This window comes from bacterium (genome assembly GCA_030693205.1).
Taxonomy (GTDB): domain Bacteria; phylum Patescibacteriota; class Minisyncoccia; order JAHIHE01; family JAHIHE01; genus JAHILZ01.
Window position 1 is genome coordinate 66013 of sequence record JAUYBG010000006.1, and the last position, 21570, is coordinate 87582.

Sequence of the window (21570 nt, forward strand, 5' to 3'; positions counted from 1 at the left end):
TCTTAAATTAAAAACTACCTTGCCACTGTCGCAATGATCAATCCTACCGCCGCGGCCATTCCGGAAATTATCCAAAATCGCATCGTTACTTTTGTTTCAGGCCAGCCCAAAGCTTCAAAATGATGATGGATCGGCGTACTCAAGAATATTTTCCTGCCCCAATATTTTTTTGAGATCGTCTGAATAATTACCGACCCGGACTCGATCACCAAAATGATCGCGATGATCGGCAATATAAAAACCGTATCAGTAAGCATTGCGATTATTCCGAGAGTTGTTCCCAGCGCCATCGAACCGGTATCGGTCATAAAAAACATCGCCGGATAAATATTATACCAGACAAAAGCAAGCAGCGTGCCCAAGATCGCCGCGATAAAAATAGTCAGTTCGATATTCCCTTGCATAAAAGCGATCATCGCATAAGCGCCGAATGATGTCAAAGCTACGCCTCCGGCCAAACCATCAAGCCCGTCAGTTTCATTTAGAGAAAAAGATGTCGCTACCACTACCAAAATAAAAAGCGGAATATACCATAAACCCAAATACACCTCGCCCAATCCGGGAATACTGATCGCGTTCCATTCAAGCTTATAGTAAAGCCACCATGCTCCGCCGACAGCAACCAGCGTATAAAGCAATAGCCTGATCTTCACGCTTAACCCTCCGCCATTCGGACCGATCTTAAAAATATTCAGAATATCGTCAAGCGCCCCGATAATTCCGGCGATAACCATTGCGCCGATCGGAAGCCATGTCTTCTCACGGCTTAAAAAATTCAATCGATCGAATATTGAGTCCGAAAAAATATGCGCTAAAAAAGCAAAACCTAGGGCGAGCGCCAAGACCGGCACCCAGATTATCAGACCGCCCATTGTCGGAGTGCCTGTTTTTTTTTGATGAAGCGCGGTAAAAACCGGCGTATTGCCCTCGGCGCGAATACTTTTGCCTAATTTATGGCGAATTAAAAACCTGATAAATGCCGGCGTGATCGCCCAAGCGGCAATAAACGCAATTATAAAAACGATTAAAACTCCGATTATTTCTCGCGAATAAAACATAAGTTTAATTTTCAATTTTTAATTATTTTTATTTCCATTCATAAGAATCCCAGATCCATTTTACCAATTTTTCCATTTCCGAGAATCTGCCATTAGCGCCGATCACCACAGCCACTATTCGATGCTGACGCGTTGAATCTTCGACTACCAAAAGCAAGCTCTCTCCCGCCTCATCCGTATATCCTGTTTTTCCGCCGATTATTCCGGGCAAATTCCCCAAAAGTTTATTGGTATTTTTTATAAAATGATCGTTCTTGCCGTCAGCTGATCTTATATTTATCTTATCAATTATGGTTATGCTAAAAATTTCCGGATAGTCATTGAGAAGGCCTCTTGATAACGTCACGACATCTTTCGCCGTAGAATAATTATCTCTTTCATCAACGCCATCAGGATTGGTAAAATGAGTGCCGGTCAATCCCTCTTTTTCCGCGAAATTATTCATTAATCCGACGAAGTAACGGATTCCTTGCTCTTTTGAATTATTTTTTTTCGTAATATCTTCCGCGATCGCGCGGGCGGCGCCATTGCTTGAAGCGATAAGCATTATTTTTAAAAGATCGCCGACTTTTATTTTTTCGCCAATTAATAAATAACCGCTGTCTCCTTCAGCCCCAAGCGCTGTTTTGCTTATCTCCACGATCTCACTAAAATTATAATTCCCTGCCTTAATTATCAAATTAGAATTCTCGGTTTTAATAAAATCCAGCATAGCGCTGGCCGTCGCAAGCTTGGTAAGGCTGGCGATCTTAACTTTTTGCTCCGCGTCTTTTTCATAAAGCGTCTGGCCGCTAAAATCATCAACCGCCAAAACCGATTTGGCATTAATTAAAATATCATTTTTCCCCTCTTTTCTAACCGGCACTAAAATTTTCTCAAACGGCAAAACATAATTTTGACGCAAAAAAAATGTATTTTTCCCGGTTTCCGGCCATTTTGGCGCAGCTTGATCAATTTCAATATTTTCCGGTTTTACGGATAAAACCGGACGGGAAATGATTTCGAACGATATCCCGAAAAAAACCAATGGCACGCTCACTAAAACAGCGATTTTATTTTTCATATTGATTATGCTTTTTCAATTTCTTTTTTTAATTCTTCGTATCGGGGCAATTCCTCTATGCGAGCGAAATTCAGTTTCTTTAAAAAATCAAAGCTTATCTTATAATGCCAGCTTCTTGAATCATTGGGATTCTCAATCCTGTCAATTAACCCCCTAAGCAATAAATACCTCAAAGTAAAAGTGCAGTTTACCCCCCTGATCTGCTCCACTTCCATTCGGCTCAAAGGTCCGCGATAAGCGACTATCGCCAAAGTTTCAAGCGACGCCCGAGTCAATCCTTGCTCCAGTTCATTTTTCAAGAAATCATTGATATATTCCGCATTTTCTGAATTAGTCGCCAGCTGGACTTCCTCGTCTTTTTCAATAATTCTAATGCCGCGATGGCTTGAAGCAAGATCTTGTTTCAAGCTCTCAATTCCTTTTTTTATTTCTCCGCTGCCGAGCTTGGCGATAGCGGCGATTTTTTTTATCTTAATCGGCTCTCCGGAAACAAACAAAATGCTTTCAATAATTGATTTTATTTTTTCATTTTCCATAAAAATAACTCCTAATTTATTATACTTAATGCATTACTATGTTTAACTATACCGCAATTTCTTTCTTGCTGATCATTATCTCTCCAAATATTTCTTTCTGTTCAACATTAATTATTTTCGCCTTAAAAAGCTCCAAAATCGCCAAAAAGGTCACGATAATCTCTGTTTTGTTTTTCGCGCTTGCGGTAAGCGTTTTGAAACTCATTTCGATCCTCTGCTGCAAAGACGACTTTAATTCAATTATCTTTTGTTCAAGAGTAATTACTTCCTTTACCCGTTCTTCAACCAGCTTTTCCGCTTTGGGCATTTCCGCCAAAATCCGGCTCATTGTTTTTTCGAGTATTGCCGCATCAATATCCGGCGGAGGGAAAAAACCCTGTTTCACTCCTTCGAAACCCTTGCGGCTAAAAGAAAATTGGCGTTTGTCAAATTCCAAGCCAAGCAATTGTGAGACTTCCTTGAATTTTTTATATAAAGCCAGTCTCGCTTCAAGATCCGCAATAGAATCCTCTTCTTCCGGCGTCAATTCCAATATCGGCAACAACGCTTTTGATTTGATCAAAATCAATCTCGCGGCCACAACCAAAAAATCTGAAAGATTATCGGACGAAATATCCAAATTCCCTTTAAGATGCCCGAGATAACTATTGGTAACTTTTGCCAGCGATATCAATGTAATTTCCAATTTTTCCTTTTGGATCAATTCCAGAAGCAAATCCAACGGGCCTTCAAATTGTTCAAGTTTTACTGTAAATGGCATATTGCAGAGATTTAAGATTAAAGATTTATGATTTAAGAATAAATTCAAACCCATTCGTAAATCTTAAATCGTACATCGTAAATCATTTTTTTGTCTTTGAAAAACTACCTTTGATCATATTCTCAATCTTTTCAATCTGGCTACCAGCTATTCTAATCGACTCTTCAAATCCGCCCGCGTTAATCACCAATTTTTTTACTTTCAATAATGATCTATCGATAAATGCCGGCAATTTAAACAAGCTTCCGAAAGGCGGAACTGTCCCGCCTTTTTTAATTTTAATTATATTTTTTTTGATTATCGCCTCAGCTGCAAAATCAATTTCTTTAACCGCTTTAAAAACTTTCTTTTCCGTTTTAGCTGTTTTCTTCAGCCAATCATTATACAACTTCTTGAATTTTTCCTTGTCAAAATTCTTATCCGCCGGAATCGAAGCGATCACATATTGCGCGAATTTACCTGCACCTAATTTCAACGCCACGGTTTTCGCCACTTCCTTTGGTTTGATCTTTAGCGTATTAGCCTTATCCAAAGCCGTGTAAACCGTCTTATGCTTTATAAGCTCGTATTTTACTTTCGCATTTTTCAATAATTTTTCGAGGTTTTTTAAAATAGCCATAAGTTTATTTCTCCTTGTTCTAATTAACTGTCATTCTGAACTTGTTTCAGAATCTTTAAAAAATTTTAGATGCTGAAATAAATTCAGCATGACACTTTTTATCTACAATCGTTTATCACTTTTTCCACATTAAATATAGCCTCTTTATCCGATTTTTGAACCTTAACAATATGAAACGGGCTTGTAAGCGCTTGGGTTACCGCGCATCCGCGCCCGGGAGAATTTTCAAGCACTGAAACTTCAATTGTATTTCCTTTTTCCGCGATCATATTGATTTCTGTGCCATATCCGCCGGTGGATTTTCCGCCCTGGAATACGGCAATGATCATATCTTTATCAAAATCTATCGGCGCCGGTAATTCCGCGTTGGTTTTTTGCAAAATCGGCATCCATTCGGATTTGCTTTTTATCACATAATTGCCTTGCCCTGTTGGATTGCCGTTTAAGCCCTTTATTATTGTTTTAAACTTCAATTCGTTTCCCGGCATCGCATTGGCTTCGCAAGTATTCCGGCATTCTTCCAAACTGCCAAAAGGAAGTTTATCTATGCATCCGGCGCCATTTACAACAACACATTTTCCTTCAATCGAATCAAACTCAAATCCTATTGCCGAACAAATATCGCTAACTTTAGCTTTCTGGCTGCACGGCGAATTAACTGATTTTATTTTTGAATCAACTGCGGGGTTTACCGCAACCGGCAAATTACTTTTCCCTTTCTTTTCAAAAGCCAAAATAAATCCCAGTACGGCGCTAATGCTTAGAATGATCATCAGAAGTAAATATATTCGAGCTGGCGATATTTTTCGTGCAAACATATTTTAAAATTTTTTAATGATTATGAAATTATTTTTTTTCTTCCTTGATAATCTTTTCTTTATGTAATAACAAATCGATCCGCTTCATATCGCGCGGAAAAAGAGTCGCTTCTTTCACATTCGCCAGTCCAAGAAGTTTCGCGGTTAAGCGCTCCAAGCCAAGCGCTAATCCGCCTTCCGGCGGCATGCCGTATTGAAAAGCCATCAGATAGAACTTAAAATTATCCGGATCAATTCCCCGGCTTTTTATGCTTTGCACCAATTGATCGTAATTATTGATGCGCTGACCGCCGGTAGTGATCTCCGCGCCGCGAAACAGCAAATCAAAGCTCTTGGTGTAAGCCGCGTCTTTCTCGTCCGGCATCGTGTACCACGGCCTCTTCTTGGTCGGATAATGAGTGACAAACAAAAACTCCGAACCGAATTCTTTCTCGGCATATTCCGAAAGTATGCGCTCTTCTTCCGGTTCCAAGTCAAGATCGTCGGTTTTTTTACCGGAAATTTTTCTGGCGATTTTTTTAGCTTCCGGAAAAGTAATCGCGAGAATATCGCCTATTGCTTTAGGCAATGCCACTCCAAGCGTCTCAAATTCACTTCGGCAATTAGCGCTCAGATGCGCAAATAAAAACTTAAGCCATTCAGTTTCAATTTTCATCAAATCCGTATGATCTTTAATAAAACCCATTTCAATATCCAAACTAGTGTATTCGTTCAAATGCCTCGTGGTATCGTGCGGCTCGGCCCGATAAACATTGCCAATCGTAAAAACGCGCTCAAATACCCCCACCATGATCTGCTTATAAAATTGCGGGCTTTGCGCCAAATACGCCTTGCTTTCAAAATATTCGATCGGAAAAACCTCGCTTCCGCCTTCGGTTGCTTCCGCCACTATTTTTGGCGCCTGAATTTCCGTAAATCCATTTTTTGAAAAAAAATCATGGAAAGTTTTTATAATCTCGGCCTGTACTTTAAAAATCGCCCGCACTCTGGCGTGCTTAAGGGTTAAAGGCCTCATATCCAAAAGTGTTTCAAGTCCCATATCAAGTTTCTCCGCGCCAAGATCAATAGGCAAAGGCTGCGCGGAGTTCAATACTACTAACTCTTCCGCCAGCATTTCCACTTTCCCGGTCGGAATTTTTTCATTGATCATATTTTTCGGCCGTTCATTGATTGTGCCTGTGATCTGTACCACGTATTCGGCTCGCAAGGTTTCAGCGAGCTTTTGAAATTCCGGATTTTTCTTATTCGGCACAAAAACCACCTGGATAATTCCGGTGCGATCACGAAGATCGATAAAAATTATTTTGCCGTGATCCCGCCTGACATTCACCCAGCCGGCAAGCATCACTTTTTGACCAATATTTTTTGGAGTATCTATGGTTAAAATTCGTTCCATATGCATAGTATTAGGTATTATTAAGTATAAATCTATAAGATATAAAAATCTAAAAACAGCCAAAATTCGTCATTTCTTATAATTCATTCTAGCAAATCTTTTACTTTTTGGCAAAGAAAAAACAGCCCTTTGGCTGCAACGCAAAAAATCAAAGATATTAAGTCCGGCTCTAGTCGTTTTCCTCTTTATTACCGCCGTTTCCTTCTTCCTCTTCCTCTGCGCCTTCTTCCGAAGCAACGCCATCAAGCTGTTCGCGCTCTTTTTGTAAAATATCTTCCCACTCCTTATCATCCTGATTGGTCAGGGCGCGCACTTTTGATTTAAAGCTTTTATTGAATTCCACGACCATTTTCGGATTGCCAAAAAAGATCCTGTTCAATACGCCAATCGCTTCTTCGGGCAAAGTCGGCAAAACAACCAAAATATCATTTTGGTCCTGCACCGGAATATTCGACTCCGTAATTATTTTTTGAAACTCATCAAGCACTTGAGACATAAAAAACATTTTAAGTATTTTCCGCTTTTTCTTTTTTAGATTCAACAAAATACTTTGCCAGTTCGGTAGCATTATCGCACAAAGTCTTCCAGTCTTCAACCGCTTGCCTTTTTTCTTTAGCCAAAGCCATCGCGCCTTCATTTCCAAGACTACCGGTTTTAATTTCCGCCTCGGCTTTGATAAAGTCCTCCCTGTTTCCTGGTCCTTCTCCAAACATAATTTTATAAAAATTAATATTTTATTAATTCTCCTTGATTTTACTTCATTATACACAAAATTTATAATTTGTCAACCCCGTTAGAAATTTAAACCAGAACTTTCAAAAATCTAGATCGTCAAGCGAAGCGGCTTCGCCTTACAACCAGATTTAATGATGAGAGTAATTTAAAAAATTCTAACGGGGTCAAACCCCTTATATGGTTTTTTCTTCTAAAAATTCGTTCGCTTTTTGCAGTATTTTTTGCGACTTAAGAAAAGTGAGCTCGCTGATAGCTTTGTTAAAATCCAGCCATTTGTATCCGATATGTTCGTCGGAAATTTTAACCTGATGCACTTTGGTTTCCGCCAAAAAAAGCACCGCGGTTTTATTGCTCATCAGTGTTTTTTTGCCGACTTTTTTCCGATAGAACCAGGAAATGGCAAATCGAAACTCGGGAATAAAATTTATTTTTTTAATTCCCGTTTCTTCCCGGATCTCGCGCCGCGCGGTTTCCTGCTCCGTTTCTCCGCGTTCAATATGGCCTCGGGGAAAATCCCAGTGCCCGGATTCGTAATGAAGAAGCAAGTATCTGATTTTTTTTCTTGCTCGAGTCGATTCGCTCGAGTCGAAGCGGGCCTCGCCGTTTTTAGGCGGGCCGGCTCGGCGGAAAATTATCGCCCCGGCTGATTTTTCTCGTATCATAATAAAAACTCTAATCTTAACTTTAATTTAATCCTACCTTTTTCCCTCTAAAAAATCAAGAAAAAAAGCTACTGTTTGGCGCACAGTAGCAAGCACGGTTTTTATGGAGGGCCTTTTGACACTTCGTGTTTTTCACGCAATATGCGGAATTTTTCCTCAGAAAACTCTTTTATACATTTATTGCATTGAAACGGCGCTCCTTTTACGCCTGAAGGGTTCTTGATTATTATCCCTCCGTGGCATTTATCGCTGTCACAAGGCACACCTGTGACGGCTTGTTCCGCCGGAACAAACATACTTATTATTAACACTTGATTCACCTCTGAATATATTATAATAAAAAGTTCATAAAAAATCAACCCCACTATATATTATTGCAAAGCCATAGATTTAAAAAAAATAAACCATTAAAAAGCGGCTCGATATCATCTCGCCGCTTGCCAATATGATTTTTATTCCAATTTTTTTACATTCTCTCTAGCGTCTCGATCCCGAGCAATTTCAATCCGTTTTTTATCACGATCGCCGCGCCCGAAACCAACCCAAGCCGCGCCGCGCGCAGGTCTTTCTCAACAGTCAACACCTGGACATTTTCATAAAACGCGTTAAAATTATTCGCCAGTTTATAGATATAATCGGCTAAGATGTTCGGCATACGTTCCTCGCCCGCCCGCTCAATGATTTCATCAAAAATAGCCAATTGCCGCAACACTGCCGACTCGCGAGTATCTTTTAATAACTCCGGCTTGAATTTAAAAGTTTTGGCTGTTTTCGCTTTTCTCAAAATGCTTTTTATGCGCGCGTAAGTGTACTGCAAATACGGCGCCGAATTTCCCCGCAAATCAAGCATTTTATCCCAGTTAAAACTAATGTCAGTCAGGCGATTCTGCGACAGGTCATTGTATTTTATCGCGCCGATCCCGACCGCTTTGGCAATTTTTTTCTTTTCCGCGTCAGGCAATTTCGGATTTTTTTCTTCCACGATCTTCCTGGCGCGGCCGATCGCCTCGCCAAGCACTTCTTCCAAAAGGATCACTTTTCCCTCGCGAGTGGAAAATTTCTTTCCATCGGCGCCCAGCACCATGCCAAATTTCACGTGTTCCGCCATCCCCGGTTTTATATAGCCCATAAGTTCCCCTGCTTTTAAAAGCTGCTGGAAATGTCCGGCTTGTTCGTTCGCGACGACATAAATGATCTTTTCCGCTTTCCATTTTTCCACCCGATATTTCATTGCCGCCAGATCTGTCGTCCCGTAAAGCGTGGCGCCATCGGTTTTCCGGATCATAAGCGGCGGCAGATTGTACTTATCCAGCGGAATGATCACCGCGCCTTGCGAGTGAATCGCGATATTTCTTTTTTCCAAAGCTTCGGAAATAATGTCATTGAGCATTGGCTGATAAAAACTTTCGCCCAGAGTATGATCAATTTTTACGCCAAGAATTTTATAGATCTTATTGAACTCTTTCAAGCTTTCGCGGACAAAATATTTCCAGATCTTCACGCTTTCTCTGTCTCCTTCCTGGAATTTCTTGGTTTCCGCTCTCGCGTAATCGTTTAATTCCTCGTCTTCTTTCGCCCGCGCGTTAAAATCCACGTAAAGCCGGTTCATTTCTTTGGCAAAATTTTCCTTTAACGCTTTTTTATCCGCAAAATTTTTATACGCATAGATAAGCTTTCCGAAATGCGTGCCCCAATCGCCGATATGATTAACGCCTTTGACTTTGTATCCTTCCAGTGCATAAATATTATAGATCGCCTGTCCGATGATCGTTGACCGCAAGTGGCCCACGTGCATTCTTTTGGCAATATTGGGCTGTGAATAATCTATCACAACGACTTTTCCTTTGCCTATTTTTGCGCTTCCATATTTATCTTTTTGTTTTAAAATCACATTCAAGTTTTTCTCGGCGATTTCCGGCTTCAAATAAAAATTCATAAAACCCGGCTGTACAGCTTCAATTTTCTCAATAATCCCTTTTCCTAGTTTGTCATCCTGAGCTTGTCGAAGGACGACTTTCAGCTTGATGGCATTTGCAATCTCCATCGGCGGTTTTTTCAAAATTTTCGCCGCGACCAAAGCGACATTGCTCGTATAATCGCCTAATTTCGAATCAGGCGGATAAGATACGTTAAAATTGAGCATTTCGGCAATGCCCATGTCTTTCAAAGCTTTAGCAATTAGATCGTGGATTTGATGTTTATACATATAACTTAAGTATATCTCAAAAGTGAAATAAAAAAAAGAGGCATTGATCCGCAATTTATGGTGAGTTTAATTTACCAAAAAATTTGGATCAGATGCCTTTGAAATTTTATATTGTCGTGCTGTTATCTATCGTGTTTGTTTCAGGATAGAATTTACAGAATTGATCCGTCAATGCGGCAAGGGCTTCAAAAGCATTTTTTACCGTAACAAGATCTTCGCCATCCCGGAAACGCTGCTTATCAAGATTTCCTTTTGGATCAAGCTGATCCATCAGATTATCTTTTGAAAGATCAAACTTCTTTGCTTTTATCGGCCAGATTCTTATATTTCCCGCAGTTATCTCATCAATCATTATCAGGTCTTCTGCCGCAAAAGACGATGTGGAAATATTCTTGATTATTTGAGATTTCAATTCCACGGGCCAGCCATATTCTTGCTTCCAGTCAATCAGCTGATAGTCAAGTTCATGAAGCACTTGTTCGGCAACCAGAAAGGCTCGCTCGTTAATATTCCGCATTGCCGCAAAATGCCCTTTTTTGTCTTTTACCCTTATGAAATTTGGGTCAATCATTGGATCGTGGAAGAAATCGTCTTTGTAAAAGAATTCTGTGTAAAGATCCTTGAAATGATGGCCTTCCTTGATATTTGGATTTCTTTCCAAAATAGAGCCCGTACCAACTCGTCTGGTGACGACTTCAAATGGCGCCTTTTGAGCCAATCGCCTTGCCAAAAATTCGGCATCGCCCACCTTGCCCATATAATGCGTAGGTATTCCCCATACATTCAGCAGACGGAAAAAGTTGTCATTTGTTCTGCAGTCTATTATTTCCTTTCCCGGTATCGTTTCCCGCGTTTCGCCGTCATGAGCGGTAATATCGGACTTAAACTGAATCGCTACCGCAATTTGACCGATATGCGGAAGTTCGTTGCCTGCACATTCAAAGACTCTTTTTGTCTTTCCTTCTATTATAAGTTTTCCTTTTTTTACTTCTCTAAATTCTCCCATTTCAACCACCTTTTCCATTAATTTCTTTTTCCATTTTCAATCACCTTTTCCTTTTATTCTCTGTTTTTTCAAAGAGCAAAAAATAAACAGATTATACTCTAATCCGCCTCCTTGTTAATATTAACCTTAAATGAAAATCTCTAAAATGTCAATAAAAAAAGGCGTCTATGCGCCTAAAATTTACGTTTGTTTTTTGATATGCTTATCAGGAAGATCATTAGATCATTGCCCGAATCAGTGATCCTATACTTATACAATTGACCGGTATCCGTGCCGATTTCCGCAATAACTTCTTCCACCCAATCTTCCTTAACAAGCCAACGGATAACTTCTTCGATTTTAATGCTTTTATCCGTCTCAATGCCGACCGCATATCCGTTTATTGATTTTACAATCTCTTCCTTTGACCAAATTTTCTTACGATGCGAATACCATTTTTTACTCGCCAAACACCGCAAGATAATCAAATGCAGCGATTCCTGCGAAGCTTTATTAAAAAACTTATTCGATTTTTCTATCGAGGGATTAAAATTATCTTTTTCTTTCACTTTTTTGCCTCCTATGATTTCGTAAACTCAAGCTACTATAAAAATGGAATTTTGTCAACTCTTGCTCTTGCTTTTTTTCTCAAAATGCGTATAATATGAAAATAGTTCCAAAGTAGTTTTTATTTTGGGTCGGTAGCTCAGTCGGTAGAGCAACAGCCTTTTAAGCTGATGGTCGTGGGTTCGATTCCCACCCGACCCACTAAAATAACGCATAACTTGTAATTAAAAACTTATAACGCTATATATTAAAAACCGGCAAAGCGCCGGTTTTTGTTTGAAAATTAAAGAATTGAAAATTCATTGAAAATTTAAAATTGTGAATTGAAAATTATTCGTTAAAGTCCTTCCTTCCCTAATTCTTCCAATAATTCCCTTTGCTTTTTGGTCAAAGATTTCGGCGTTTTAATTTTAATTTTCACATATTGATCGCCGCGGCCATAGCTATCCATGCGCGGCATTCCTTTGCCCGTCATCCGGATAACTTTTCCCGATTCAATGCCGGCCGGCACGGTCAAAACCGCAGTTCCTTCGATCGTCGGCACATCAATTTTTGCGCCAAGGCTAGCTTCTGAAAAATTAATTTCCGCTTCATAAATAATATCGGCGTTCTGACGATTAAAGTTTTTATGCGGCTTAATATGAATATTGATATACAGATCCCCGCTCACTCCGCCTTTTGGTCCGGCCTCGCCGGCTCCTCGCAAAGTCAAAGTCATTCCGTCTTCCACGCCTTTGGGTATCTTTAACTTTATCGGCACGCTCTCCCGAACTCTGCCGTCGCCGCCGCAAGCTTTGCATTTTTTCTCCACCGTCTTTCCTTCCCCTCCGCAATCCGGACAGGTTGAAACCTGGGCAAAGCTTCCCAAAATTGTCCGGCGTGTCTGGCGGATCTCGCCTGTTCCTTTGCATTTTTGGCACTCCACGATTTTTGATCCGGCTTCGGCGCCGCTTCCTTTGCACGATGCGCAAACCGCTCTTTTATATAAATTTATTTCCCTTTCAATCCCGCTAAAAACTTCTTCAAGGGTCAATTCGATATCAATCGCGACGTCTTCGCCCTTCTTTGCCCTTCTTCCGCCTCGCCCGCCCCGGCTCCTGCCGCCGCCGAATATATCGGAAAAAATATCGCCGAACCCTTCCCCGCCGAATTCAAAATTTATTCCTTCGCCGCCAGCGCCGCGAAATATATCTTCAAAGCCCCCGAAACCTTGAGCCCCGCCAAATCCGCCTCCGCCTTGAGCTTGAGCTTGTTCAAATGTCTGGCCATATTGATCATACTGGCCTCTTTTTTGCTTGTCGGAAAGCACTTGATAAGCTTCGTTTATTTCTTTGAATTTTTTTTCTTCCCCGCCGGGCTTATCCGGATGATGTTTTTGCGCCAAACGCCGATAAGCGCGTTTGATCTCTTCATCCGACGCGCCTTTGCCAACTCCTAAAATTTCATAATAATCTCGAGCCATAATAAAAAATCTAATAAATCTATTATACACTGCTTACACAAAATAAAAAAGACCTTGAAGTGTCTAAAATTATACTAACCCCGAAATTAGGAAGGAAGGGAATTTAATTTACAATCTTTATTAATTATTAACTTAATTCCCGTCCTAGAATACTTGGTTTTACTTTCCGTTAAAAACGGATATTCACCCCTGCCTCAAAAAAGTCTGGCAAACCGTGTCCTACAAGACAAGGTTGTATTTCATTATATTCTCTTTGGCATGCTCCGCATGCTGTTTGAGAAGCTCCGATTTCTACACCACACCCACAATAAAATTTTTCTTTATTTATTACTTTTATTTCCATACTGTTCCTCCATTTAACTTTTCTCTTTCTCTTATTTTAAATGTACCAAGTATTCCTAACTCATATTATACTCAAAAAACTTGTTTTGTCAAGAAAAATCGTGTATAATTAAAAAGGTTATTACAATTATTTTGATTCGTATTTTATAATTTATTTTTTACTATGAGCGACAAAAAACGTTGGAATGATCCGGCAAACGACGGACAAATAGATTATATAAAAATCGGCATAAGAATGTTCGCGCTTATAATGCTTTTGGCTTTGGCCGCTCTGATTAAAATCGCTATTGCGAACCACTGGATAGATTCATTCAACGAAAACGCAAGAATCTTAGGACTCTAAAACAACATTGAATAAAAATTTAAATCAGAATCTTCTAAATTAAAAAAAACCGCCGAATTTCTCGGCGAGTTTTTTAATATTCATCTCCTATTTCTTCTTATCTTTTTCTTGAAATTCCCCCTCTACGGGGCCTTCCTTGGATTTATCATCCGCTTTTCCTTTAGGCGCTTCTCCCGCGCTTGGACCTTGCGGCTGGGCTTTATACAATTCCGCGCCTATTTTTTGCAGCGACTGGGATAATTCATCAGTAGCCTTTTTGATCGCGGCAGAATCGTCGCCGTCTTTTATTTTTTTCAAAGCGGCAATTTTTTCTTCCACTTCTTTTTTCATCGCTTCCGGCGCTTTTGCGCCCGCGTCTTTAATGGATTTTCCAGCAGTATACATCAAATTATCCGCAATATTCCGGACTTCCACCAATTCTTTTCTTTGCCGATCGGCGGCGGAGAATTTTTCCGCTTCCGCTTTCATCTTCTCAATATCTTCCTTGCTAAGTTTTGAAGAATCTTGAATGGTAATATTTTGGCTTTTACTTGTAGTTTTATCTTTCGCGGTAACCGTCAAAATTCCATTAGCATCAATGTCAAAAATCACTTCGACTTGCGGAATGCCGCGCGCTGCCGGAGGGATCCCGTCCAAAATAAATCTGCCTAATGATTTATTATCAGAAGCCATCGGCCTCTCGCCTTGCAAAACATGGATTTCTACCGAAGTCTGATTGTCAGCCGCGGTGGAAAATACTTGCGACTTTGAAGTCGGAATAGTGGTATTGCGATTGATCAAAGGAGTAGCGACCGTGCCCATCGTCTCAATGCCAAGAGTAAGCGGAGTAACATCCAAAAGTAAAACTTCCTTCGCTTCTCCGCCCAGCACAGCGCCTTGGATCGAAGCTCCAACCGCCACGCATTCCATCGGATCCACGCCCCGCTCGATCTTTTTTCCGGCATAATCTTCCACGAATTTCTGCACGATCGGCATTCGGGTCGGCCCGCCGACCAAAATCACTTTATCGATTTGCTGAGGGGTCAATTTCGCGTCGCTAAGCGCCTGCTCCACCGGATGGCGCATTCTATCGATGATCGGCTTGATAAGAGATTCGAGCTTGGCTCGGGTAAGTTTCAAAGCTAAATGTTTCGGCCCGGCTTCATTCGCCGTAACAAACGGCAGATTAAGATCGGTTTCGAGCGTCGTGCTCAATTCAATTTTGGCTTTCTCCGCCGCTTCTCTGATCCTTTGCATCGCCATTTTATCAGCAGACAGATCAATGCCATTGTCTTTTTTAAATTCTTCAACTATAAAATCGATCAAAGCTTTGTCCATATCGGTCCCGCCCAGCTGGGTATCGCCGGAAGTGGATTCCACTTCAAAAACTCCTTCGCCAAAATCCATGATCGTCACATCAAGCGTTCCACCGCCGAGATCAAAAACCAAAATTTTCTGATCTTTGCCGACTTTATCCAATCCATAAGCCAAAGCCGCGGCCGTCGGTTCATTTATAATACGCACCACTTCCAATCCCGCGATCGCGCCTGCATCCTTAGTTGCTTGGCGCTGAGAATCATTGAAATACGCCGGCACCGTGATCACCGCTTTTTCCACTCTCTGTCCGAGATAAGCCTCCGCGTCTTTCTTGATCTTCTGCAAAATAAAAGCGGAGATCTGCTCAGGCGTATATTCTTTGCCGAATATTTTATATTTAAAATCCGTGCCCATTTTTCTTTTGGCGGCCATTACTGTTCCTTCCGGATTGGTTACCGCCTGGCGGCGCGCCGGTTCGCCCACCAAAAGCTCGCCGGTCTTGGTAAAAGCCACCACCGACGGAAAAGCTTTTCCGCCCACAGAAGTTCCTTCAGCCGAAGGAATAATAGTCGGTTTTCCCGCTTCCATTACCGCCGCAGCCGAGTTTGAAGTTCCCAGATCGATTCCTATGATTTTTGACATGTATTTGAAAATTATAAATTACTAATTTTAAATCCAAAAACAATCTTAAATATCAAATTTTAAATGTTAAAAGTTTTAGAATTAAGCATTTATCACTTGAAATTGTTTTTAAATTTTGAATTTATTATTTTTAATTATTCTTTTATGTTGACTTCTTGTGTATTTTATTATACTATTGATTCAATAAAATTTCAAGAGGAGGTGAAGTAAACGAACATTAAAACAATACTTAAGTGGGCAAGAAACCTTTTAGCAGCTATAAATATCTTTTTATGGCGGGATTTCATGGAACTTGGCAGTAACTTCGGCTATGATCCAAAACCACATCTTAAGGAAACAACTGTTGGCAATCTAGTTTGGCATGCAATTGTTTTTATACTAACGCCGGTTGCTTTGATAATTACTGCTTGCGCGATAATTATCAAAATTGCTTGCGCGATAAAAGATATCAAACTTGCGTAATAGGAACTTCGGTTCCTCTTTTTTTATTTCTGTCATTTCGACTATAAGGAGAAATCCCTTAGAGACGACGAATACTTACAAAATAAACTACTTATCGCATAATCATGTTTGGGGAATTCCTCTTTGCCTGCTGGCAAATTCGGAATGGCAAAAAATATATTTATTTTTTTGCCACTTTCACTTTCGCCGTCCTGATCACCATTCCGTTCAGCTTATATCCTTTCTGAACTTCTTCCAAAATCTCGCCTTCCTGTTTTTTACTTTCCACTATCTCTACCGCTTCGTGAAATTCCGGATCGAATTTCTCGCCGATTGATTTAATTTCTTCCAACCCTTTGCTTTTCAACAAACTCGCCAATTGTTCTTTTAGCTGGGTCACGCCTTTTGTCCATTCTTTATCTTTCAAGTCTTCCGGAATGTGCTTCACTGCCAAAGTAAAAGTATCAAAAATCGGAAGCAACGCCAAAATCAATTCCTGATTGGCCGCGCCCACCAATTCCCCGAATAATTCGCTTTGCCTTTTTTTATAATTTTGAAAATCCGCCATTGCTCGCTTCCAGTGGTCATGATATTCGGCTGATTTTTTCTTTTCTTCTTCCAGCTGTTTTTTCAATAGCTCTAGTTCGTTTCCGCCTTTTTCATCCTGTTCGTCGCTTGTCGCGCCTGATTTTACCCCATCATCTTCTTTTTTAGTTGAAAACATAATTTTTTTATTAAGCCTCGCTGCCACTTGTCATTGCGAGCCCTGTACTCAGGGCGCGGCAATCTCATTTTTCGGCTATAGATTGCTTCGTCATTTCACTCCTCGCAATGACAAAATAACGACTTTAACAAAATTCCCTAATAATTTATTAATCTCTAAACTGCTAATCCAATTTAACATAGTTTTTAAAAAAATTCAAGAGCTTCCCTTTAAAAAAGTAACATTGAATTATACCAATTTTTACCCATTTGTCAAGGTTTGATTTTTGTAATATAATACAAGCAATCAGTTAAACAACTTTTTTATGCTCAAAAAACTTACCGCCAAAGGATTTAATTGGATCGATATCGACCACCCAACCGCCGAAGATATCAAACAATTAAAAAAAGAATTCGTAATTAGAGACAGTGTTCTTGAGCGTTTAGTACCCCCCATCAAAAGATCCGAGATCGAAGAGTACAAAAGCTATCTTTTTATAATCCTTCATTTTCCACTTTATAGTTCCGAAAGCCGCCAGAGCCGTTCGACAGAACTTGATATAGTAATTACAAACGACACATTGATCACTTCTCACGACGGAAATCTCTCCGAACATAATAATTTTTTTCGTATTTGCAATAATTGCTTGAAAGACAAAAGCGCTTATCTGGGCAAAGGACATATTCATCTTTTATATCATCTGCTTGATTCTTTGATTGATGCTCAAATGCCTATGCTTAATCATATTGCCGATAATATTTATGCGATCGAAGAAAATGTATTTAAAGGCAAAGAAAAAGAAATGCTAAGAGAGATTGCCATTGTAAAACGCGATATTATAAATTTTCGAAGAATTATCAAGCCTCAGCACGCGATTTTGGAATCATTAATGCGAAAAGCTTATCGTTTTTGCGGAATAAAAAACACTGCAAAGATCGAAAGGCACGCCCAAGAAGTTATCGGATCAAATATCAAAATTTGGAATACGATAGAAAACCACAAAGAAATGATAGAATCTATCGAGGTAACAAACGAAAGCCTTTTGTCTTACCAGCTCAATGAAACAATGAAAGTTCTTACCGTTGTTTCCGTGATACTGGCGCCAATGGCTTTGATCGTAAATATATGGGGAATGAATATCGGCGGACTTCCCCTTACCGAAGATCCTTTTGGCTTTTCCATAATACTGCTGGTAATGTTTTTGGCGGGCGCTCTTCTGCTGGCTTATTACAAAAATAAAAAATGGATGTAATAAAATTTAAAATTATGCTGCAACTATACAACTCGTTGACCAGAAAAAAAGAAGAATTTAAACCCATTAACCCTCCGGAAGTGGGTCTTTATACTTGTGGACCGACGGTTTATGATTATGACCATATCGGCCACGCTTGGACATATACTACTGCCGATCTATTGCGCCGCACTCTGGAATTCAATGACTACAAAGTGCGCCAGGTAATGAATATCACCGATGTGGGCCACCTGACCTCCGATGGCGATACCGGCGAGGACAAACTGGAAAAAGGCGCGCGCCGCGAAGGAAAAACTGTTTGGGAAGTCGCCAAATACTACACTGATATTTTTTTAAAACATCGCAATGATTTGAATTTGCTGAAACCCAACGTAATCTGCAAAGCCACCGATCATATTCCCGAAATGATCGATCTGATCAAAAAATTGGAAGCCAAAGGCGCGACATATGTCATAACCGACGGAGTTTATTTCGATATTTCCAAATTTCCCGCCTACGGAAAATTATCCGGCAATACTTTGGAAAAGTTAAAAGCCGGAGCGAGAATTGAAGTTAATCCGGAGAAGAAAAATCCGGCTGATTTCGCGCTTTGGAAATTCAGTCCCGCTGATTCTAAACGAGAAATGGAATGGGATTCGCCGTGGGGCAAAGGATTTCCCGGCTGGCATATCGAATGCTCGGCAATGAGCATGAAATACTTGGGCGAATCTTTTGATATCCATAGCGGCGGCGAAGACAATAAATTTCCCCACCATGAATGCGAAATCGCCCAAACCGAAACCGCAACCGGAAAAACTTTCGTGAATTACTGGTTCCACACGAGATTCCTGATGATCAACGGGCAAAAGATGAGCAAATCCCTGAAAAATTTTTATACGCTGGATGATGTAATAAAAAAAGGCTTCTCGCCTTTGGCTATGCGTTATCTCTGCCTGACCGCGCACTACCGGACCAATCTTAATTTTACCTGGAAATCACTGGAAGCGGCTCAAACCGCCCTGAACAATTTATACGACGCCGTCGGCCGGATGAAAATCAAAAAAAACGATTCCAAGATCAACTGCGCGAAATTCGACCGCCAATTTACCGAAGCGATCAATGACGACATTAACACTCCGAAAGCTATAGCCATAATGTGGGAACTTATGAAATCCCAATATCCGGATTCGGCCAAAAAGCAATCGCTTTTAATTATGGATAAAATTTTCGGGCTGGGCTTGGATAAGATCAAAAAGAAAAAAATAACGATCCCGCCGGAAATTAAAAAATTGGCCGAACAGCGTGAAAAAGCCCGAGAAGAAAAAAATTGGGCGCTGGCGGATCAATTGCGGGAAAAAATCGAAAAAGAAGGGTTTGCAGTGGAAGATACGGACGGGAAGACCAAGGTAAAGAATAAATAGAATGTTATCAACTCGTGCATAAAAAGAGGATAAAAAACCTCTTTTTATGTATTTACACGGAATAAAAATAGTGATAGAATTTGTATACTAAATAAAAAAATGGCTTTTGACAATAAAAACAAAAAAGACATTATTCCTGTTTCCGACCTCGCGGCTTTCGATCGCCTTCCGCCTCAAAATCTGGAAGCCGAGCAAGCGCTACTCGGATCTTTAATGCTGGACAAAGACGCGATCATCAAAATCGAAAATATGATCGTCCCGGATGATTTTTACAAAAACACCCACGCTAAAATATTTTCCGCTATGGTTGAACTATATGCCCACCAGGAACCGATCGATATGCTAAGCTTGACCAATAGGCTGGAAGAAAAAAACCAGCTGGAAGAGATCGGCGGCAGCGGATATTTGGCGAGCCTCGTCAATTCCGTGCCTTCCGCCGCCAATGTCGTCTATTACGCGAAGATCATCCAGAAAAAAGCGACTCTCCGCCGCCTGATCAATACCGCCGGACAGATATTAACTCTGGGATACGAGGAATCGGAAGAAGTCGACAAGCTTCTCGACGATGCCGAAAAATTGATCTTTGGAATCTCGCAAAAATATTTAAGCCAAAGTTTTCTCCATGTCAAACCGATCTTGCAGGAAACTTTTGACCGGATCGACCGCTTGCACCAGAACAAAGATAAATTCCGGGGAGTCGCGACCGGTTTTCAGGATCTGGATATGGCCTTGAACGGATTGCAAAAATCCGACCTGCTTATCATCGCCGCCCGCCCCAGCTTGGGAAAAACCTCTATTGCTTTGGATATAGCGCGCCATGTCAGCATCAGAGAAAAAAAAGGCGTGGGGATATTCTCGCTTGAAATGAGCAAAGAACAATTAGTCGACAGATTGCTTTGCTCGGAAGCCAAAGTTGACTTACGGCGCCTCCGGAGCGGCCGACTATCCAGTGAAGGAGAAAACGATGAATTTTCAAGAATTAGCGAAGCCATGGATACTTTGTCCGGCGCCCCGATCTATATCGATGACGCGGGATCAACCAACGTAATGGCTATGCGCACTATGGCGCGCCGGCTCCAAAACGAAACCGGAAATCTGGGATTGATAATCATCGACTACTTGCAGCTAATGCAATCCGATCGGACGAAAAGATCGAACTACTCTGACAACCGCGTGCAAGAATTGGGCGAAATCACCCGTTCTTTGAAATCGCTGGCCAAAGAATTAAATATTCCGATTATCGCCATTTCCCAGTTATCCCGAGCCGTAGAATCGCGGGAAGGGCAAAAACCGCGCCTTTCAGACCTTAGAGAAAGCGGTACGATCGAACAAGATGCCGATGTCGTCCTGATGATCTATCGCGAAAGCCGCGTGCATGAAACCGAAGAAAACCGGAATATTGTCGATATCATAATCGCCAAGCACAGAAACGGCCCGATCGGCACGATCAAGCTATACTTCAGAAGCGAAAGGGCTTCATTCGAAAATCTTAGCCAAAAAGATTCCGTTTATCAAGATTATATTAATTCTCAAGATTACAAAGACCTAACTACGTATTAAAACAATGCCTGCAAAACCGATAGAAATATTATCCAAACAATTGTCAAAACTTCCCGGGATCGGCCCGAAATTCGCCGAGCGGCTGGTGTTCTTCTTAGCCAGCCAGCCCAAGGAATATTCGAGCGCTATCGCTTATGCCTTGATCGATTTCACGAAAAAAATAAAGCACTGCGCCGAATGCGGCAATATTTCCGAAGAAAATCTCTGCCTGATCTGCGCCGACCCCAAAAGAGACAAAACAAAGATCTGCGTGATCGAAAGCGCTTTGGATATTATAATCCTCGAAAAATCCGGCCAATACAAAGGGCTTTATCATGTCTTGGGCGGAGTGATCAGCCCTCACAAGCATATTATGCCGGAAAATCTGCGAATCAAACAATTGATCGCGAGAATTTCAAAACGCAATAATTCCCCTGCCTCCACCGCATCTCCCGACAAAGAAAAAAATAATCCCAAGATCCAGGAAATAATAATTGCCACCAATCCCAACACCGAAGGCGATACCACCGCGCTTTATTTGGTCCGGGTCTTATCTCCTTTGGGAGTAAAAATCACGCGCCTCGCCCGAGGCCTTCCCAGTGGAAGCGAATTGGAATATATGGATGAAGCAACTATCTCCAGCGCGCTGGCAGGAAGAAGAAATTTATAAACAATAGAGAAATTCTTTTTAACAAATTTATAAAAAAGTAAAATTATTGTTTTTATTCAACCATAATGCTATATT

24 protein-coding genes and 1 tRNA gene are annotated in these 21570 nt (G+C 40.8%); 7 read left to right on the forward strand and 18 right to left on the reverse strand.

Annotated features, from left to right (window positions below):
- Positions 1 to 14: 14 nt before the first annotated feature.
- The 14 genes from mraY to Q8N37_01255 all read right to left on the reverse strand — a co-directional run bounded on the left by mraY (position 15) and on the right by Q8N37_01255 (position 11407).
- Positions 15 to 1058: a phospho-N-acetylmuramoyl-pentapeptide-transferase gene (gene mraY / locus Q8N37_01190; protein ID MDP3057122.1), complete on the reverse strand. Its 1044-nt coding sequence runs from the start codon at positions 1056 to 1058 to the stop codon at positions 15 to 17.
- 28 nt (positions 1059 to 1086) lie between these two features.
- Complete coding sequence (locus tag Q8N37_01195) at positions 1087 to 2121, reverse strand: serine hydrolase (protein ID MDP3057123.1); 1035 nt, start codon at positions 2119 to 2121, stop codon at positions 1087 to 1089.
- A gap of 5 nt (positions 2122 to 2126) precedes the next feature.
- The gene (gene scpB / locus Q8N37_01200) at positions 2127 to 2657 is read right to left on the reverse strand and encodes an SMC-Scp complex subunit ScpB (protein ID MDP3057124.1); all 531 of its coding nucleotides are present in this window, start codon (positions 2655 to 2657) and stop codon (positions 2127 to 2129) included.
- Positions 2658 to 2703: 46 nt separating this feature from the next.
- Complete coding sequence (locus Q8N37_01205; GenBank protein MDP3057125.1) at positions 2704 to 3417, reverse strand: segregation/condensation protein A; 714 nt, start codon at positions 3415 to 3417, stop codon at positions 2704 to 2706.
- An 82-nt stretch (positions 3418 to 3499) separates the two neighbouring features.
- Complete coding sequence (locus Q8N37_01210) at positions 3500 to 4036, reverse strand: YbaK/EbsC family protein (protein MDP3057126.1); 537 nt, start codon at positions 4034 to 4036, stop codon at positions 3500 to 3502.
- Positions 4037 to 4134: 98 nt separating this feature from the next.
- Positions 4135 to 4854: a protease complex subunit PrcB family protein gene (locus Q8N37_01215; GenBank protein MDP3057127.1), complete on the reverse strand. Its 720-nt coding sequence runs from the start codon at positions 4852 to 4854 to the stop codon at positions 4135 to 4137.
- 28 nt (positions 4855 to 4882) lie between these two features.
- Positions 4883 to 6250, reverse strand: a complete 1368-nt coding sequence (aspS, locus tag Q8N37_01220; protein MDP3057128.1) for an aspartate--tRNA(Asn) ligase — start codon at positions 6248 to 6250, stop codon at positions 4883 to 4885.
- Positions 6251 to 6419: 169 nt separating this feature from the next.
- Positions 6420 to 6746, reverse strand: a complete 327-nt coding sequence (locus Q8N37_01225; GenBank protein MDP3057129.1) for a hypothetical protein — start codon at positions 6744 to 6746, stop codon at positions 6420 to 6422.
- A gap of 10 nt (positions 6747 to 6756) precedes the next feature.
- Positions 6757 to 6963 (reverse strand): hypothetical protein, encoded by a 207-nt coding sequence (locus tag Q8N37_01230; GenBank protein MDP3057130.1) that lies wholly within the window; start codon positions 6961 to 6963, stop codon positions 6757 to 6759.
- A 195-nt stretch (positions 6964 to 7158) separates the two neighbouring features.
- Positions 7159 to 7647 (reverse strand): NUDIX domain-containing protein, encoded by a 489-nt coding sequence (locus Q8N37_01235; GenBank protein ID MDP3057131.1) that lies wholly within the window; start codon positions 7645 to 7647, stop codon positions 7159 to 7161.
- A 101-nt stretch (positions 7648 to 7748) separates the two neighbouring features.
- Positions 7749 to 7943, reverse strand: coding sequence for a hypothetical protein (locus Q8N37_01240; protein MDP3057132.1), 195 nt, complete (start codon positions 7941 to 7943; stop codon positions 7749 to 7751).
- A 170-nt stretch (positions 7944 to 8113) separates the two neighbouring features.
- Positions 8114 to 9853, reverse strand: coding sequence for an arginine--tRNA ligase (gene argS, locus Q8N37_01245; GenBank protein MDP3057133.1), 1740 nt, complete (start codon positions 9851 to 9853; stop codon positions 8114 to 8116).
- A 106-nt stretch (positions 9854 to 9959) separates the two neighbouring features.
- Positions 9960 to 10877, reverse strand: coding sequence for a phosphoribosylaminoimidazolesuccinocarboxamide synthase (locus tag Q8N37_01250; protein ID MDP3057134.1), 918 nt, complete (start codon positions 10875 to 10877; stop codon positions 9960 to 9962).
- A gap of 155 nt (positions 10878 to 11032) precedes the next feature.
- On the reverse strand, positions 11033 to 11407 hold the full coding sequence (locus tag Q8N37_01255) for a hypothetical protein (protein MDP3057135.1): 375 nt from the start codon (positions 11405 to 11407) through the stop codon (positions 11033 to 11035).
- 126 nt (positions 11408 to 11533) lie between these two features.
- Here Q8N37_01255 and Q8N37_01260 point away from each other — a divergent pair.
- A tRNA-Lys gene (locus Q8N37_01260) sits at positions 11534 to 11606 on the forward strand.
- Positions 11607 to 11742: 136 nt separating this feature from the next.
- On the opposite strand, the gene dnaJ is transcribed toward Q8N37_01260, so the two are convergent.
- Positions 11743 to 12867, reverse strand: a complete 1125-nt coding sequence (gene dnaJ / locus Q8N37_01265) for a molecular chaperone DnaJ (GenBank protein ID MDP3057136.1) — start codon at positions 12865 to 12867, stop codon at positions 11743 to 11745.
- A 169-nt stretch (positions 12868 to 13036) separates the two neighbouring features.
- Entirely contained in the window at positions 13037 to 13210 is a 174-nt protein-coding gene (locus Q8N37_01270; protein ID MDP3057137.1) for a hypothetical protein, read from the reverse strand.
- 162 nt (positions 13211 to 13372) lie between these two features.
- Between Q8N37_01270 and Q8N37_01275 the strand changes: the two genes are divergently transcribed.
- A complete protein-coding gene (locus Q8N37_01275; protein ID MDP3057138.1) occupies positions 13373 to 13552 on the forward strand; it encodes a hypothetical protein in 180 nt (59 codons plus the stop codon).
- An 87-nt stretch (positions 13553 to 13639) separates the two neighbouring features.
- On the opposite strand, the gene dnaK is transcribed toward Q8N37_01275, so the two are convergent.
- A complete protein-coding gene (dnaK, locus tag Q8N37_01280; GenBank protein ID MDP3057139.1) occupies positions 13640 to 15490 on the reverse strand; it encodes a molecular chaperone DnaK in 1851 nt (616 codons plus the stop codon).
- Between the two features lie 285 nt (positions 15491 to 15775).
- Between dnaK and Q8N37_01285 the strand changes: the two genes are divergently transcribed.
- Entirely contained in the window at positions 15776 to 15952 is a 177-nt protein-coding gene (locus tag Q8N37_01285) for a hypothetical protein (GenBank protein MDP3057140.1), read from the forward strand.
- Positions 15953 to 16112: 160 nt separating this feature from the next.
- Here the strand turns inward: Q8N37_01285 and Q8N37_01290 are convergent, their stop codons facing one another.
- The gene (locus tag Q8N37_01290) at positions 16113 to 16655 is read right to left on the reverse strand and encodes a nucleotide exchange factor GrpE (GenBank protein ID MDP3057141.1); all 543 of its coding nucleotides are present in this window, start codon (positions 16653 to 16655) and stop codon (positions 16113 to 16115) included.
- Between the two features lie 304 nt (positions 16656 to 16959).
- Between Q8N37_01290 and Q8N37_01295 the strand changes: the two genes are divergently transcribed.
- The 4 genes from Q8N37_01295 (at position 16960) to recR (ending at position 21495) form a co-directional block, all read left to right on the forward strand.
- Positions 16960 to 17886: a magnesium transporter CorA family protein gene (locus Q8N37_01295; protein MDP3057142.1), complete on the forward strand. Its 927-nt coding sequence runs from the start codon at positions 16960 to 16962 to the stop codon at positions 17884 to 17886.
- 14 nt (positions 17887 to 17900) lie between these two features.
- Complete coding sequence (gene cysS / locus Q8N37_01300; GenBank protein MDP3057143.1) at positions 17901 to 19286, forward strand: cysteine--tRNA ligase; 1386 nt, start codon at positions 17901 to 17903, stop codon at positions 19284 to 19286.
- Between the two features lie 99 nt (positions 19287 to 19385).
- On the forward strand, positions 19386 to 20846 hold the full coding sequence (gene dnaB, locus Q8N37_01305; protein ID MDP3057144.1) for a replicative DNA helicase: 1461 nt from the start codon (positions 19386 to 19388) through the stop codon (positions 20844 to 20846).
- A 4-nt stretch (positions 20847 to 20850) separates the two neighbouring features.
- Positions 20851 to 21495, forward strand: coding sequence for a recombination mediator RecR (recR, locus tag Q8N37_01310; protein ID MDP3057145.1), 645 nt, complete (start codon positions 20851 to 20853; stop codon positions 21493 to 21495).
- Positions 21496 to 21570 lie beyond the last annotated feature (75 nt).